The 15,084-nt window shown below is 66.8% G+C and carries 14 protein-coding genes; 7 read left to right on the top strand and 7 right to left on the bottom strand.

The window, feature by feature from the left end; all coding sequences use genetic code 11:
- Positions 1–254: 254 nt before the first annotated feature.
- The 7 genes from B0W88_RS12360 to B0W88_RS12330 all read left to right on the top strand — a co-directional run bounded on the left by B0W88_RS12360 (position 255) and on the right by B0W88_RS12330 (position 7,743).
- On the top strand, positions 255–1,286 hold the full coding sequence (locus B0W88_RS12360) for a LacI family DNA-binding transcriptional regulator (RefSeq protein ID WP_077034960.1): 1,032 nt from the start codon (positions 255–257) through the stop codon (positions 1,284–1,286).
- On the top strand, positions 1,283–2,533 hold the full coding sequence (locus tag B0W88_RS12355; RefSeq protein ID WP_198937832.1) for an extracellular solute-binding protein: 1,251 nt from the start codon (positions 1,283–1,285) through the stop codon (positions 2,531–2,533). The genes B0W88_RS12360 and B0W88_RS12355 overlap by 4 nt, the downstream gene beginning before the upstream one ends.
- Positions 2,523–3,584 (top strand): carbohydrate ABC transporter permease, encoded by a 1,062-nt coding sequence (locus B0W88_RS12350; RefSeq protein WP_077034959.1) that lies wholly within the window; start codon positions 2,523–2,525, stop codon positions 3,582–3,584. Before B0W88_RS12355 ends, B0W88_RS12350 begins: the two co-directional genes overlap by 11 nt.
- 44 nt (positions 3,585–3,628) lie before the next feature.
- A complete protein-coding gene (locus B0W88_RS12345) occupies positions 3,629–4,468 on the top strand; it encodes a carbohydrate ABC transporter permease (RefSeq protein ID WP_198937831.1) in 840 nt (279 codons plus the stop codon).
- Between the two features lie 63 nt (positions 4,469–4,531).
- Positions 4,532–5,584 carry an ABC transporter ATP-binding protein gene (locus B0W88_RS12340; RefSeq protein WP_077034957.1) on the top strand — a complete coding sequence of 351 codons (1,053 nt, stop codon included), beginning with the start codon at positions 4,532–4,534 and terminating at the stop codon, positions 5,582–5,584.
- Complete coding sequence (locus tag B0W88_RS12335; protein WP_077034956.1) at positions 5,581–7,101, top strand: glycoside hydrolase family 32 protein; 1,521 nt, start codon at positions 5,581–5,583, stop codon at positions 7,099–7,101. The genes B0W88_RS12340 and B0W88_RS12335 overlap by 4 nt, the downstream gene beginning before the upstream one ends.
- Before the next feature lie 438 nt (positions 7,102–7,539).
- Entirely contained in the window at positions 7,540–7,743 is a 204-nt protein-coding gene (locus B0W88_RS12330; RefSeq protein ID WP_077034955.1) for a hypothetical protein, read from the top strand.
- A 71-nt stretch (positions 7,744–7,814) separates the two neighbouring features.
- Here the strand turns inward: B0W88_RS12330 and B0W88_RS12325 are convergent, their stop codons facing one another.
- The 7 genes from B0W88_RS12325 to B0W88_RS12295 form a co-directional block, all read right to left on the bottom strand.
- A complete protein-coding gene (locus B0W88_RS12325) occupies positions 7,815–8,261 on the bottom strand; it encodes a hypothetical protein (RefSeq protein WP_144006736.1) in 447 nt (148 codons plus the stop codon).
- A gap of 506 nt (positions 8,262–8,767) precedes the next feature.
- The gene (locus B0W88_RS12320; protein ID WP_077034961.1) at positions 8,768–9,340 is read right to left on the bottom strand and encodes a carboxymuconolactone decarboxylase; all 573 of its coding nucleotides are present in this window, start codon (positions 9,338–9,340) and stop codon (positions 8,768–8,770) included.
- Between the two features lie 29 nt (positions 9,341–9,369).
- Complete coding sequence (locus B0W88_RS12315) at positions 9,370–10,227, bottom strand: fumarylacetoacetate hydrolase family protein (RefSeq protein WP_077034953.1); 858 nt, start codon at positions 10,225–10,227, stop codon at positions 9,370–9,372.
- The gene (locus B0W88_RS12310; RefSeq protein ID WP_077034952.1) at positions 10,224–11,222 is read right to left on the bottom strand and encodes a VOC family protein; all 999 of its coding nucleotides are present in this window, start codon (positions 11,220–11,222) and stop codon (positions 10,224–10,226) included. Before B0W88_RS12310 ends, B0W88_RS12315 begins: the two co-directional genes overlap by 4 nt.
- Positions 11,219–12,226, bottom strand: coding sequence for an alpha/beta hydrolase (locus B0W88_RS12305; RefSeq protein ID WP_077034951.1), 1,008 nt, complete (start codon positions 12,224–12,226; stop codon positions 11,219–11,221). The genes B0W88_RS12310 and B0W88_RS12305 overlap by 4 nt, the downstream gene beginning before the upstream one ends.
- Positions 12,223–13,563: an amidohydrolase family protein gene (locus B0W88_RS12300; protein ID WP_144006735.1), complete on the bottom strand. Its 1,341-nt coding sequence runs from the start codon at positions 13,561–13,563 to the stop codon at positions 12,223–12,225. Before B0W88_RS12300 ends, B0W88_RS12305 begins: the two co-directional genes overlap by 4 nt.
- Positions 13,560–15,071 carry an FAD-dependent monooxygenase gene (locus tag B0W88_RS12295; protein ID WP_077034949.1) on the bottom strand — a complete coding sequence of 504 codons (1,512 nt, stop codon included), beginning with the start codon at positions 15,069–15,071 and terminating at the stop codon, positions 13,560–13,562. The genes B0W88_RS12300 and B0W88_RS12295 overlap by 4 nt, the downstream gene beginning before the upstream one ends.
- Positions 15,072–15,084 lie beyond the last annotated feature (13 nt).

Raw genomic sequence — 15,084 nt, 5'->3', positions numbered from 1 at the left:
ATCGATAGACATTCACAACGCGCCCGCACACCCCGGTACGGACCAGGTGAGTGGCATCATGTCTCGCTATTATTTTGTCCATCGATAGTCATTTCATTTGAAAGACATGGCGCCCAGCTCGATCGGAGAAGCACAGGCGCCAAATGTCTATCGATGGTAGTAATCTGCGAACGACTTGTCCCTAGTGTTTCCCCCAGGTATGCGTTCGCCCTCCAGAAACTACCATCGATAGACAAATTTTTAAGACAACGACGATGACCGACGCTTCGACCATCTACCAGGTCGCCGACCAGGCAGGGGTTTCCGTGCGTACCGTATCGAGGTACCTGAACGACCCGAACTGCGTCTCGCAGAAGACCTCCGCCAAGATCGTCGCCGCGATGCGCGAGCTGCAGTTCCGCCCGTCCGTGGCGGCGCGCGCGCTCAAGGGCGTCAAGCCCAACCTGATCGGCGTGGTCTCGAACCGCATCACCACGAGCCCTGATTCCTTCGAGCTGATCAAGGGCCTGCAGCTGGCCGCGAAGTCGCTGGGCAAGCGGCTGCTGATCGCCGAATGCGGCGGCGTGGACGAAGACGTGCCCGAGCTGGTCGACGGTCTGATCGAGCATCGCGTGGACGCGCTGATCTTCGCCACCCATTTCCACCGCCCGCTCGACGCGAAGCAGCTGGAGCGCGCGGAGGGCACGCGCGTCGTGCTGCTGAACTGCTACCTGCCGAGGGGCGAGCACCCGACCGTGGTCCCGGACGACGAACAGGGCGCCCGCGACGGGCTGGCCCATCTCTACGCCCAGGGCCACAAGCGCATCGTCGTCTTCGAGCTGTTCCCCGACATGCGCGCCACGCAGTTGCGCCACCGCGGCTTCCTGAAGGCGGCCAAGGCGGCCGGCCAGCCGGAGCCGGTCTTCGTGCAGGGCTCGACCGGCGCGCTCGCCGAGGACGAATTCGCTGCGATCGACGGCCTCGTCAGCGAGGCGCTGCAGGCGCACCAGCCCACGGCCATCCTGGCCGGCAACGACAAGATGGCCGCCCGCATCATCCAATGCCTTCACAAGCGCCAGATCGCGGTGCCGGCGCAGGTCTCGGTGTTGGGCTTCGACGACCACCCGATGCTGGTCCATGCCACCGACCCGCCGCTGACCAGCGTGCGCCTGCCCTATCTGCAGATGGGCCTGCGCGCCGCGCAGATGGCTTGCGACGAGCGGCAGTCGGGCCTGGTGCGCGAGCGCTGCGAGGTGCAGGTCCGCGCCTCGGTCGCGGCGCCGCCGCCGGGCAGGAAGCCGCGATGAAGTTCGCTCCGATGCTGCTGGCGTCCGTCCTGGCCGCCGGCGCGGCCCACGACGCCAACACCACCCCGATCGACATCCCGATCTGGCGCCACGAGACCGGCGACGCCGACATGCGCGCCAGCGCCGCCGCCGAGGCGCGCTTCAACCGCCTGCAATCGCGCTATCGCGTGGTGACCGAGACGATTCCCCAGGGCTCCTACCAGCAATCGGTCATTGCCGCCGCGATGACGAAGAAGCTGCCCTGCGTGCTGGACCTGGACCAGCCCTCGGTGCCGAACTTCGCCTGGGCCGGCCACATCCAGCCGCTGGAGGGCCCGCTGCGGCCGGCCGGCGCCGAAGCCCTGATTCCCGGCGCCCGCTCGACGCTGAAGGGCCGGCTCTATGCGGTGGGCCAGTTCGACGCGGCGCTGGCGCTGTTCGCGCGCAAGAGCGTGCTGGCCAAGCACGGCGTGCGCGAGGCGACGATGGCGCAGCCCTACACGGCCGCCGAGTTCCGCGAGATCCTGCGCACGCTCAAGCGCGCCGGCTTCGCCTACCCGCTGGACCTCAATGCGCAATGGACCGGCGAGTGGGTCAGCTATGCCTTCTCGCCCTGGTTGCAGAGTGCCGGTGCCGACCTGATCGACCGCAGCAGCTTCACCCGTGTGGACGGCGTGCTCAACGGCGACGCGGCGCTGAAGGTCGCCGACTTCTACCAGTCGCTGTTCAGCGAGCGCCTTGCGGCGCGCCGGCCGGTGGACGACCAGTCCTTCCCCAGCGGCCGCGCGGCCTTCCACTACACCGGCTCCTGGTCCTTCAAGGACTACCTGACGCGCCTCGGCAGCGACCTCGCCGTGCTGCCGCCGCCGGCCTTCGGCGCGCAGCCGCGCATCGGCGCCGGCTCCTGGCAGTGGGCCGTCTCCAGCAGCTGTCCGCATCCGGAGGGCGCGCGCCAGTTCCTGGAATTCCTGATCTCGCCGACGGAGATCACCGCCTTCTCCGAAGCCACCGGCCTGATGCCGACCAGTGAGCCCGCCGCCGACGCCACGACGCTGTACCGCCGCGGCGCGCCCGGCCGCGCGCTGTTCGAATTCGCGCGCAGCTACGGCGTGCTCCGGCCGGAGACGCCGGCCTATCCGATGCTGTCCAGCAGCTTCGAGCGCGCGCTGAAGGAAGTGCGCGAAGGCGGTGATGCCGCCGAAGCCCTCGACCGCGCGGTCGAGGCGATCCAGCAGGACCTCAAGCGCAACCACAACTATGGCTTCTGACTCTTCCCGTTTCGGCCACGCCCGCTGGTCCGAGGTGGCCGTGCTCGCGGGCCCCGCCCTGCTGCTGTTCGGCGCCTTCGTGCTGCTGCCCTTCCTGCTCGCCGTGTGCTTCAGCTTCACCAACGTCAAGCTGCTGCAGACCGAGCGCGTGGAATGGACGGGCCTGACCAACTACACGCGCATGTTCGCGCTGACGATGGTCGACGCCCCGGCCGCCACCGGCGAGCCCACGCAAGACAAGCCGCAGCGCCAGTGGCGCGCCATCAAGCGCGAGCGGCCGGCGGACCTCGAGAGCTATCAGTACCTGACCGACCTGAGCCTGGGCGGCCGGCATGTCCTCGTCGGCGCGCGCGATCCGCAGTTCCTGCGCTCGATCGCCAACACCTTCCTGTTCGCGCTGCTGGTCGTGCCACTGCAGACCGCGCTGGCCTTTGCGATGGCGCTATGGGTCAACCACAGCTTCCGCGGCCGCGTGGCCCTGCGCACCGTCTTCTTCTCGCCGGTGGTGACCTCGATGGTCGTCGTCTCCGCGATCTGGGGCCTGATCCTGCACACCGAGGCGGGCCTGGCCAACCAGGTGCTGCGCGCGGTCTTCGGGCCCGACGCGCCGCAGCCCGACTGGCTCGGCGATCCGCACCTAGCCATGCTGTCCATCGCCTTGATGTCGGCCTGGCAGGGCGCGGGTTTCCAGATGCTGATCTTCCTGTCCGGCCTGCAAGGCATCTCGATCGACCAGTACGAGGCCGCCGACGTGATGGGCGCCAGCGCCTGGCAGAAGTTCCTGTACATCACCCTGCCCGGCCTGAAGCGCACGCTGGTCTTCGTCGCGCTGTCCACGACCATCATGGCCTTCGGCCTGTTCACTCAGGTGGACGTGCTGACCGGCGGTGGGCCGATGGATTCGACCAGCACGCTGATCTTTCACTCGATGCGCGTTGGCTTCCGCGAGCAGGACATCGCCTATGGCTCGGCGATGACGCTGTTCTTCTTCCTCTTCGTGCTGCTGCTCTCGCTGGGGCAGAAGAAACTGATGGAAAGGCTGGGGCGATGACTCGCATGACTCCTTCCTCGGGCGCGAGCGAAGTCGCCCGATCGATGCTGCATCTCGCGCTGATGCTGCTGGCCGGGCTGGTCTTCGCCTACCCGCTGCTCTTCATGGTGGCGGCCAGCTTCAAGCCCGGCGACGCGCTGTTCACCGACCTGGGCAATCCGGCCGCGCTGCTGCCCGACGCCCGCTGGTCGCTGGCCAACTACCGGGCCGTGTTCGAGAAAGGCGCCATCGGTGCCTACCTGTTCAACTCGGGCCTGATCGCGGTCGTCAGCGTCGGCGCCGGCATCTTCATCAACAGCGCCGCCGCCTTCGCGCTGGCCAAGCTCAAGTGGCGCGGCCAGGGCCTGGTGCTGACGCTGGTGATCGCGCTGCTGATCGTGCCCTTCGAGGTACTGGCGATCCCGATGCTGCTGATCGTCTCCAAGCTGCCCTGGTTCGACGGCAGCGGCCTGGTGATCGGGTGGCTGGACACGCTGCACGTGCAGATCATTCCCTTCCTCGCCAACGCCTTCTGCGTCTTCCTGTTCTACCAGTTCTTCAAGGACGTGCCGGACGAGTTGGTCGAGGCCGGCCGCATGGACGGCGCCGGCGCGTTGACCATCTACCTGCGCCTGGTGATGCCGGTCTGCAAGCCGGTGATCGTGACGGCGGCCATCATCCTGTTCCTGGGCATGTGGAACCAGTACCTCTGGCCGGTGATGACGGTGCACACGGCCCAGGCGCGGCCGGTGATGGTGGGCCTGCAGCAGTTCTTCGGCCGCAGCACCCAATGGGGCGAAGTCATGGCCTATGCCTGCGTGATCACGCTGCCGGTGATGGTCTTCTTCCTGCTGTTCCAGAAGCAGTTCATCCGTTCGGTGGTCGGAGCCGGCATCAAGGGCTGAAGCCCGGCCCGTCGTTCCACATCGTCCATTTTGTCTATCGGTAGTCAATGAATTTCCAAGACCATGCCCAACATCGTCTTCCAGCACGCTGACAAGCGATACGACGAGCGCATCGAGCGCTACGTCTTCAGAGACCTGAACCTGCACATCCGCAAGGGCGAGTTCACCGTGCTCGTCGGCCCTTCGGGCTGCGGTAAGTCCACGCTGCTGCGCATGATCGCCGGGCTCGAGGCCGTCAGCGGCGGCGACCTGCTCTTCGACGAGCTGTGCGTCAACGAGCTGCCGCCGGTGCAGCGCGGCGTGGCGATGGTGTTCCAGAACTACGCGCTGTACGCGCACATGACGGTCTACGAAAACATCGGCTTCGGCCTGAAGATCGCCGGCATTCCCCGCGCCGAGCGCGACGCGCTGATCCGCGATGCGGCGCGCCAGCTGCAGCTGGAAGAACTGCTGCAGCGCAAGCCCACACAGCTCTCGGGCGGCCAGCGCCAGCGCGTCGCCATCGGCCGCGCCATCGTGCGCAAGCCCACCGCCTACCTGTTCGACGAGCCGCTGTCCAACCTCGACGCCAACCTGCGCGGCCAGATGCGCGCCGAGATCGCCGAGCTGCACCGCAAGCACGGCGTCACCACCGTCTACGTGACGCACGACCAGGTGGAAGCGATGACGCTGGCCGACCGCATCGTCGTGCTGAGCCGCCAGGGGCTGGAGCAGTTCGGCACGCCGGACGAGCTGTTCGACACGCCCGCCAATGTCTTCGTCGCCGGCTTCATGGGCAGCCACCGGATGAACCTGGTGCCGGTGGACGAGGCCCACGCGCCACAGCTGCGGCTACTGACCGGCAGCAGCGTGGCGGCGCTGGCCGCCGCGGGCGTCGGCACGATCGGCGCCCGGCCCGAGGACATCGAAGTGGTAGCCGGCACCGACGCCTCGGTGCAGCTGGTCGAGCGGCTCGGGGCCGAGTCGCTGGTGCACCTGGCCGTCGGCTCGGCCGCCGCGCTCCTCACCGCCTTGACGACCGACCGCTCCCTAGCCTTCGGCCACGCGCGCTCGCTGCGCGTGGCACCTGACAAGCTCCACCGTTTCGGCCTCGACGGCCAACGCATCGCCTCATGAACAGCAATACCGTGATGACTGCTTCCCCTGATGAACCCACCGAAGCCTGGCGCCCGCGCTACCACTACGCGCCTGAGCGCAACTGGATGAACGACCCGAACGGACTCGTCTGGCTCGACGGCGAATACCACCTGTTCTACCAGTACAACCCCGAGGGCGACGACTGGGGCCACATCAGCTGGGGCCACGCGGTCAGCACCGACCTCGTCAGCTGGCAGGAGCTGCCGGTGGCGATTCCCGCCACCGAGCGCATGATGGCCTTCTCCGGCTGCGCCGTCGTCGACCACGGGAACACGACAGGCTTCGCGCCCCCGGGCGCCACCACACCGCCGCTGCTCGCCTTCTTCACCGGCTTCGATCCCGAAACCAAGATCCAGTCGCAGCACCTGGCCTACAGCCTGGACCGCGGCCGCACGTTCACGCCCTACGCCGGCAACCCGATCCTCGATATCGGCTCGACCGAGTTCCGTGATCCCAAGGTGTTCTGGCATGCGGCCAGCGGCGCCTGGGTGATGCTGGTCGTCGCGGCGTTGGAGCAGCAGGTTTGGTTCTACCGATCCAGCGATCTGATCCACTGGACCCGGGTCTCGACCTTCGGCCCGGCCGGCTCGGCAGACGACAACATCTGGGAGGTGCCCGAACTGTTCGAGCTGCCGGTCGACGACGATCCGCAGAACCGCCGCTGGGTATTGATCGTCTCAGTCAACCGCGGTTCCCTGTGGGGCGGCAGCGGCGTTCAGTACTTCACCGGCGATTTCGACGGCACCCGCTTCGTCGCAGAGCCTAGCGGCTGCTCCGGCCCGGCTATCGCCGACCTGACACTGTGGGCCGACCACGGCCGCGACTTTTACGCGCCTATCACCTTCGCCAACATGCCGGACGATCGGGTCGTGTGGATGGGTTGGGTCAGCAACTGGGAATACGCACGCGAGCTGCCGACGCGGCCCTGGCGCGGCCAGCAATCGGCACCGCGTGAATTGAGCCTGGTCACGACGTCCCGAGGCATTCGGCTGCGCCAGCGAATGGTGGGAGAGATGCTTTCATTGCTTGAGCCGGAGCCGCTGTTCAGTCTCAGTGCGCAGCGGGGAGAAGATGCTGCCAACGCCCTGTCGCTGGCAGAGATCACTGGGCGCCAGTTGATGGCGCGCATGATCGTCAATGCACTATGCCTGCAGAGCCCCGTGGGTCTGGAATTTTTCAAGGACGACGCACAGAGCCTGCGCGTCGGATTCGATCCCGCGTCCAACAGCTTCTTCATTGACCGGCGCTGCAAGGATGCACTTTTTCCCGGCCAGTCCGAGCGGCACGACGCTCGCCGCCTGTCTGGCGCGCCCGAACTGGAGCTGGAAGTGTGGATCGACGGCAGCATGGTCGAAGTGCTGGCCGACGGAGGCACTGTCGCGCTGACCGATCTCGCCTATGGCACAGCTACGGCGATGGGCGTTGGGTTTTTCAGCAGGGATGGAATCGAAGTCCAGTCACTCGAACTGCGTGGCGTGCGCCCGTCGTTACGATAAGCGGAGCTCCCACGACACCAGCTGTCGCCCGCACTTCTGGCCGACTGGCAGTCATGCGGCGGCGAGTTCGCAGCCACGAATGTCTCTTCCGGGTCGCTATGCAAAGCTATGCATAGCGGCCAGAAGCGGTACTCGTGATCGGCTGCTCAGGGCTGTCAAAATCGAGTCCGTCTGAGCGGTGCCACTGGTCCGCTCGACGCCAGAGCGGCAGCTACGCAGATCCAGGTTCGACATGGTCAAAGACCATCTGCGCGCGCCGTTGCGAATGATGGATGCCGGCGATCATGCAGCGCACCGATCCGCCAGCCATCTCCAGCATCGGCGACCTCCTGCCGCATCGGCGGGCACCTTCGCGCTGATCCCTGAGGTCATCGTATTCTCGTTCGCTGCTAAGGATCGGCGCGGGCGCTGCTGAAGCATCCCAAGCTGTCCAGCGCGGTGACGGCGGCAACCGTCGTGGTGACGGTGCCGATCGACCACCTGGCTGCCGGCCTCGCGGTGGGGGTGCCGCTGAGCGGCGTCCTCTTCCCCTTCAAGGGGGTGCGGCTGCCGCAGGTGCCGAAGTCTGGCGAAGCCGAGAAGCTGAACATCAACGAACGGAGTCGAGCCTTGACTTCTAAACTCAACCTCGGAATCGAATAGCCCTTTCCCGTGTGCGGAGTATCGTACTCGCCCGAGTACATCGGTCGACCAACGCGTACGAGCCAGGGAATTCAGCCGTGCCAAAGGGCTTTCCTATGGCGGGCCACCTCTGGCGTCCAGGCGGCCAGATTCACAGGCAGCGAATGCGCAGTGGCCAGGCTGGCAACCGCTTCTTCTGCAGTGTCGAAAACCACGCCTTGGTCCACGCGATCGACCTTGATACGCCATTGTCGTGTACCCCGGATGCGTACGCAGAACTCCTTTCCGTCCTGACTGAGGCTGTACGCCTCGATCTCGCCGACGCTACAGCTTATGGCCTCAAGCCTCACCGACTGCTCACTCGACATCTGCCGCGCCGCGCCGCCTGTCGTGTTGGATCTGAGCATCATTTCGTTCAGCGCGATCGCTACCGCGACGCGCTCGGCGCTGGACTCGAAAACTCCGGCACCAGCCCCGCTGCCCGACCAACCGGCCCCATTACCCAATGCAGCCAGATCAATCGCTGTGCGCGGGCTCATGAAGCTTCAGTCGTTGAGGTCATGATCATCGCCTGTCTCCCCTGAATGGCCCTGTGAGGTCTGCAGTTTTGCGCAAGCCTCCCCAGCGTGGCAGCGGGCGAAGCCGTCAGACGAGTGCCGGCAGACACGCAAACCAGCGTAGGGAAGTTGCCTACGACCTTCCGCAATCTGATAGCCCTGCAAGCCGTAGAGGCCCTTTGCATAGCAAGCGTGCTTGCTTCTTTGAACGGGATCACGGTCGAGTCGTCGTTCTTCAGCGGCGAACTGCCGTTCTGATCGCAAGGCCTCGAAATGGCCTTCCTGACCGGCGCCGATCTGCTAATCGACGGCGGCTCCGCGGCCTGACGGGAAGCCAGAGGACGCCTTGCGGCGTGGCTGAACTGACACACTGAGCGCCCCCCCGATTCGCTGGCGCCAGAACGGCATCCGGCCGAGTCGACCATCCAGTCGGTTGCCAACGACCGCCGGCCGTTCTGGCATATCGATCATCCTCAAGTTCGCTGTCTTTACGCCGCCTCGTCGGAACCCTTCGTCGGCAGGGGTGGCATCTCGCAGTGGGGGGCGGCCGTCTGCGCGGCATTCATCACCATCGCGAGAAAGCCGTAGTAGCCGTTGATACCGATGAGATCGATCGCGCCGCGATCTCCGAAGCGCTCGACCACGGCAGCCCAGCCTGAATCGGACACCGCCTTTTCACGGAGCAGCTCGATGCAGAAGTCATGCACCGCGGACTCGTCGCCGTCCATGCCTTCGGGCCGGCGCCCTGCGGCAATGGCTTCGACGCTTGCTGCGGAAACGCCTTCCCGCAGCGCAATCGGCGCGTGTATCCCCCACTCCACCTGTTGCGACCAATGGCGGGCGGTGATCAGGATGGCCAGTTCCGAAAACCGCAAGCCCAGGCTGTTGCGGTAGCGCAGGTATTCACCCATGCGCTGCGCGTGGCCCATCAACTCCGGGCTGCGCAGCAGAGGCACGAAAGGCGCGATCAGCCCGCCGCGCGGGCCGGCGATGATTTCTTCTGCTGCCTTGCGTTGTTCGGGTGTCCACTGATCTGGGCCCAGCGGTGGTAGGCGGTCGATTCTCATTTTTGGCGGGTTGGGTCAGAGAACTATGCTTCGTCCAGCACCGGATTGCGAAGGATGCCGATGCCCTGCACTTCGACCTCGCAGACGTCTCCCGGCTTCAACCACACCTGCGGGCTGCGAGCCAGGCCAACACCCGACGGCGTGCCGGTGATGATCATGTCCCCCGGCTGCAGGGCCATGCCTTCAGAGCACGCGGCGACAAGCGTAGCCACGTCGAAGATCATGTCCCGCGTGTTCGAATCCTGCAATGTCTGCCCGTTCAGGCGGAAGCTGATCTGCAGACCCGCGGCGCCGGGCGGCAGTTCGTCGGCCGTGACGAACTCAGGGCCGAAGCCGCCGCTGCGATCGAAGTTCTTGCCCCACAACCATTGCGCCGAGCGAAACTGGAAGTCGCGGACCGAGCCTTCATTGAAGATCGAATAGCCGGCGACATGCTCCAGCGCTCGCTCCTTCGGGATATAGCGCCCGCCCTTGCCGATCACGGCCACCAGTTCGGCCTCGTAGTCGAACTGCGTGGAGACCTTGGGGCGCAGGATCGCTTCGTCGTGGGCGACCCAGGAGGAGGCGAAGCGCTGGAAGATGACCGGATGCATGGGCAGTTCGAACTTGCTCTCCGACGCGTGATCCGCGTAGTTGAGGCCGATGGCAAAGGCCTTGGCGGGATTCGATAGCGGGGGCAGCAGCCGCAGCCCGGCCAGCGGCAGACGCGGCCCCTCACGGTCGACCGCCGCGCGCGCCGTGGCCATGCCGGATTCGCCTTGGCGCAGCAGTTCATCCAAGGTGGACGGGAGCCCGAGCGCAGTCAGGTTGACCATCTCGCTGCCCAAGCGCACGCCGAGTGCGGGCCGATGTTGGTGATCGATGAAGGCGATGAATCTCATGCTGGATCTCCTTGGACGGCATCCGATTCGGAGTTCGAATCCTCGGTCTGCTCATGGTTGGTGACAAAGTCTTCGGGGACGGCCGGTCCCCAGACGTAGAGGGAATCCTCGGGCGGGTGATCGGCGGCGGGCCAGTCGACGTCGTGGGGCACGAAATCGATGTCGAACGAATATTCGGCGAAGCTGCCCCAGGGATCGCGAACGTAGTGGAAGTAGTTGGAACCGAGCACATGCCGGCCGAGCCCCCAGCCGCGGTCGTAGCCGGCGTCGCGCATCTGCTCGGCACCGGCGCCCACCTCGTCCAGGCTGCCGACGTCCCAGCTCGAATGGTGCAGACCCGCCGCGTGCGAGCTGGCAAAAGCCAGCAGGTGGTGGTCGCTCCCATGCGCGCCATGCAGGAAGGCAATGAGGTCGCCCGAGCGGTCCGACAGCCGCAGGCCCAGCACCTGCTGGCAGAAGTCGATCATCCGGGGAACGTCGGGCGTGAAGAGCAGCAGGTGCGACAGCGTTCGTGGCTGCACGCCCAGCCTTCGGCTGCGCGGCGGCGCGGCGCCGGTGCCCGGTCTCGTGTCGGGCAGCGGCAATCGCGGCGACCTGGTGCTGGGCGAGACCTTGTCGGCCACCACCAATTGCAGCGCCGTTCCGTCGGGACTCGTCAACCACAGACCTGCCCCGTCGGAGAGGCGATGAGGCGCAGCAGCGAGCCCGCACGATCGGATCTTTTCGGCAAAGGCATCGTGGTCTTGCGCATCGATGCCCAGGCGCAGATACTGCAGACGCTTGGGCCCCGGCGCTTCGTGCAGCGAAGCCCAGAGTTGCGAATTGCCGAAGGTGCGCAGATCGACTCGTCCTTCTTCCCGGCAGACGTCGAGCCCGAATGCACGATAGAAGCGCTCGGCCTCTCGCAGATCGGGCACGGTGAAGATGAAACGATCGACCGAGTGAATGGCGAGCACGCCGACCCGGCGCTTCAATGGGTGTGATGGATTCGTCATGCAAGCCTCCTCTCGGCAAAGGCCGGCATCGCGTGCTGGCAAAGGCATCCGGCAAAGGCTTCGCAGATCGAGTCGTTCGCGCGCCCGGCCGCCGTGGACGCTTCGAAGAAGCCGAAGAAGGGATGGAACATGTCCTCGAAGCGATGCAGTTCGACGGCGACGCCGGCTCGCTCCAGGCGGGCGGCGTAGGCGAGACCTTCGTCGCGCAGCGGATCGTGGCCCGCCACCGCGATCACGGTCGCGGGCAGCCCTGACAGATCGGACGCGCGCAGTGGTGAGGGCGGCATGCCCGCAGCGAGCTCGGCATTGCCGCCCATCGCCAGCCGTGCGATGTCGCGAAGGTCGGCCGGCGTGAGCATCGGGAAGTCCAGATCCTGGGCCTCGATGGCCCAGGTGTCGCGCGCCATGTCTACGCCGGGCACGATCAGGAGCTGGGCGGCGATGCTTTCGCCCGCCAGGCCCTGGTCGCGCAGGGTGATGGCCGTGCAGGTCGCCAGATTGGCGCCAGCGCTCTCCCCCGCCAGCGCGATCCGCGTCGCATCGCCGCCCAGGGCCATGACATTGCGCATCGCCCAGCGGGCAGCTGCCAGGGCGTCTTCGTGCGCCGCGGGAAACGGATGCTCGGGCGCGAGCCGGTAGTCCACCGAGACGACCACCGCACCCACGTCCCGGCACAGCTTGCGGGCGATATCGTCCATCAGCTCGACGCTGCCGAGAACGAAGCCGCCCCCGTGGAAGAACACCACCGTAGGCAAGACCTGACCCTGTGAGACCGGCCGGTAGACGCGCACCGGGACGCGCCGGCCGTCGTGCTCGGCAATGCTGTCTTCGGTCGAGCCGACGACCGGCAGCGGTGAGCGCGCCCGCGCCGCCATGATGGCGCGCCGCATGCGTTCCCGGGCCTCGGCCGGCGCGCCCGAGAAGGGCGGCGGCACGCCCGCCGCGCGCATGGTAGCGACGATGGCCGCCAATTCCGGATCCAGCGGAAGATGCCCGGCGCTCATGTCGGCAGCCCCAGCACATAGGCCTGCGAAGCAAACGCCCGCCGCCGTAGGGCATCGACATCCAGCCCGACCATGCGTCCATGCCGCTTGACGGCCTTGCCGGCGACGAACACTGAGTCAATATTGCCGGCATGTGCCGCGAGCACCACGGCGCCGACCGCGTCCGATACCGGCGTGAGGTTCAGATCATCGCCACGGATGAGGATCAGGTCCGCCTGCTTGCCCGGCGTCAGTGAACCCACCTTGCGCTCCAGTCCGTTGGCCCGGGCACCGGCGATGGTGGCGAACTCGATCATGTCGCGCATCGACACGGTAGCCGGCGCATTGCGCGCGCGCGAGTGCCCGCCGCCCATCCACGAGCGGTAGTGGGCGAAGGCATGGCGCATCTGCGTGAACATGTCGCCGGAGCATTTAGTCTCGGTGTCGCCGCTGAGGCTCGGGCGGATGCCGACGGCGAGCAGCCGATCGAGCGGGATGTCGCCGATGCCCTGGGCGTTCAGCTCGCAGTGCACGCCCAGCGAGGCGCTGACGCCCGCGTCAGCCATCATGGCGATTTCGTCGTCGCCGCAGCAGCAGCAATGGACGAAGGTCAGGTCTTCCCCCAGCGCCTTGCATTCATGCATCTGCGCGATGGCGCGCACCCGGCTGTTGCGGGCGTAGGCGCCCATGTGGATGGAGGAGCGAATGCCCAGCTCGCGGGCGAGCCGCAGGTCTGACTGCCAGACGTCGCGCTGGGCCATCTCCGGGCCGCGCCCGGCCATGGCGAGGGTCAGCAACTGGTCATCCGAAGAGAAGTACTCGCCGCGCAGCCGGCGGATGTCCTGGGGATGGCCGCGCCGGCTGTCGAACATCCAGGACGCGCCTTCGACCAGCGGCCAGCCATGGGCGAAGACGCCGCGGATGCCGGCATCGCGCAAAGCGGCGATGGCAGCGTCGCTGTGCTCGGGGCTGTTCTGCACGTGCGACCAGTCCAGCATCGTCGTGATGCCGCTGTCCAGCGCCGAGACGGCGCCCAGCAGCGTGCCCACGTAGACGTCCTCGGTGCGGTAGGCCGCGCCCTTGGCCCCCAGCATCTCGGCGAAATAGGTCTGCGGATCGATGTCGGCATAGCGATGCCGCACGCAGGTCTGCCAGGTGTGGCGATGCGTGTCGACGAAGCCGGGCATCACGATCATGCCGCGGGCATCGATGCGCTCGGCCTCGGGCGCCTCGATGCGCGGCGCCACCTCGACGATGCGCTCGCCCGCGATCAGCACGTCGCCGCTGCGCAGATCACCGATGGACGGATCGACGCTGAGCACCCAGCCGCCAGAAACAAGAAGGGGGCGGTGGCTCATCGGGCGGCCCTCCGTTGGAACCACGTCGCCAGTTGCAGTGCGATCTCGCCCGCTTGCGCAGTGCGGGTACCGGCCCAGGCGACATAGCCATCGGGCCGCACGAGCAGCGCCTTTACGCCGTCCAGCGCCGCGGGGATCCGCGCCAGGCTGGCCTGAACGACGTCCACCGGCAGGCCCGCCACATCGAGCGCTGCGAACTGGCGCGACGTGCCCTCCAGGTCGAGCAGGACGAAGCGACGGTTGCGCAGCAGTTCGGCCATGCGCACCGGCAGGCCGTCCATCATCACCAGGTCGAGATCGGGCACCGGTATGCCGGTCAGCGAATGAGCACCGGCTTCGCGGCGATACGGTGCTTCCAGCCCGCAGAGTTCGCGGACCAGCTTGCGCTGCACCTCGGGCAGGGGAATCAGCTGCTCGGCCAGACGCCGCTTGAGCGCGATGGCATCCGGCTCGAAATTGAACTGCAGCGCGCACTGCGCCTTGACGCTCTCGAGCAGCGCCTGCATGACCGGCATGCGCTCGGCGTCATAGCTGTCCAGCGTCGAGTCGCCGGCCAGACCCTTGACGACGTTGGCCAGCTTCCAGCCGAGGTTGAAGGCATCCTGCAGGCAGAAGTTCATGCCGACGCCGCTGGCGGGGTAGTGGATGCGCGCCGACTCGCCAACCAGGAAGACCCGGCCCTGGCGCAGCGAGGGCACGGCGCGCATCTGGTCGTCGAAGCGTGAGGCCCAGCGATGGCCGGTGATGCCGTAGTCGGTGCCATGCACGTCGCGGATGCACTGCAAGGCCTCCTTGAGCGTGACCGGCTCGTCCTTCGGTGCATGGCGGCGATCGCGGTGGACGATGTTGAAGCGCGTGATGCCCGCTCCGAAGGCATAACCGCGCACCCAGCCCATCTCGTTGTCCACATTGATGCGGCCGCCGGGCCAGGGCGCTTGCAGTTCCGCGTCCAGCACGATGCCGCGGAACGTGCCCGAATGGCCTTCGAAGGCGATGCCGGATTGGGCGCGCACGACGCTTCGGCCGCCGTCCGCGCCGACGAGATAGCGGGCCCGCAGCCTGCTGCGCCGGCCGGCGGCATCCATCAGCTCGACGTCGACGCCGTTGCTCGTCTGTTCCAGCGTCTGCAGTTCGCAGCCGCGGCGGATCTCCGCGCCGCATTCTTGCGCCCACTCCCAGAGCACTTCCTCGGTCAGGTTCTGGGGCAGTCCCAGCGTGAAGCCGAAACGGGTCTCCAGATGCTTCCACTCGATCGGATGGAAGCCGGCCCAGATGTGCGAGGAACGGAAGGGGAAGTCGACGATCTGCCGCGTCTTCCGGATGAAGCGGTCGGCAATGCCTCGTGCGTCGAACAGCTCCAACACCCGCGGCAGCAAGGTTCCGGCGCGCGACTGCACACCCTCGGTCCGCCGCTCCAGCACCAGGGTCGACACCCCTGCACCGGCCAGCTCGGCCGCGACGGTCAGGCCCGAGGGCCCCCCGCCGACAACGATCACGTCGTAGTCCATGAGAAAGTTTCCG

Source organism: Pelomonas sp. KK5, from assembly GCF_001984095.1.
In the GTDB taxonomy this organism is placed as follows: Bacteria; Pseudomonadota; Gammaproteobacteria; order Burkholderiales; family Burkholderiaceae_C; genus KK5.
This window is presented reverse-complemented; position numbering and strand designations above follow the sequence as displayed.

Bases quoted from the DNA above. Each gene is read 5' to 3' on its own strand.
- B0W88_RS12295 (WP_077034949.1), bottom strand. From the start codon at position 15,071: ATGGACTACGACGTGATCGTTGTCGGCGGGGGGCCCTCGGGCCTGACC.
- B0W88_RS12305 (WP_077034951.1), bottom strand. From the start codon at position 12,226: ATGAGCGCCGGGCATCTTCCGCTGGATCCGGAATTGGCGGCCATCGTC.
- B0W88_RS12345 (WP_198937831.1), top strand. From the start codon at position 3,629: ATGCTGCATCTCGCGCTGATGCTGCTGGCCGGGCTGGTCTTCGCCTAC.
- B0W88_RS12310 (WP_077034952.1), bottom strand. From the start codon at position 11,222: ATGACGAATCCATCACACCCATTGAAGCGCCGGGTCGGCGTGCTCGCC.
- B0W88_RS12300 (WP_144006735.1), bottom strand. From the start codon at position 13,563: ATGAGCCACCGCCCCCTTCTTGTTTCTGGCGGCTGGGTGCTCAGCGTC.
- B0W88_RS12340 (WP_077034957.1), top strand. From the start codon at position 4,532: ATGCCCAACATCGTCTTCCAGCACGCTGACAAGCGATACGACGAGCGC.
- B0W88_RS12355 (WP_198937832.1), top strand. From the start codon at position 1,283: ATGAAGTTCGCTCCGATGCTGCTGGCGTCCGTCCTGGCCGCCGGCGCG.
- B0W88_RS12360 (WP_077034960.1), top strand. From the start codon at position 255: ATGACCGACGCTTCGACCATCTACCAGGTCGCCGACCAGGCAGGGGTT.
- B0W88_RS12325 (WP_144006736.1), bottom strand. From the start codon at position 8,261: ATGAGCCCGCGCACAGCGATTGATCTGGCTGCATTGGGTAATGGGGCC.
- B0W88_RS12315 (WP_077034953.1), bottom strand. From the start codon at position 10,227: ATGAGATTCATCGCCTTCATCGATCACCAACATCGGCCCGCACTCGGC.
- B0W88_RS12350 (WP_077034959.1), top strand. From the start codon at position 2,523: ATGGCTTCTGACTCTTCCCGTTTCGGCCACGCCCGCTGGTCCGAGGTG.
- B0W88_RS12335 (WP_077034956.1), top strand. From the start codon at position 5,581: ATGAACAGCAATACCGTGATGACTGCTTCCCCTGATGAACCCACCGAA.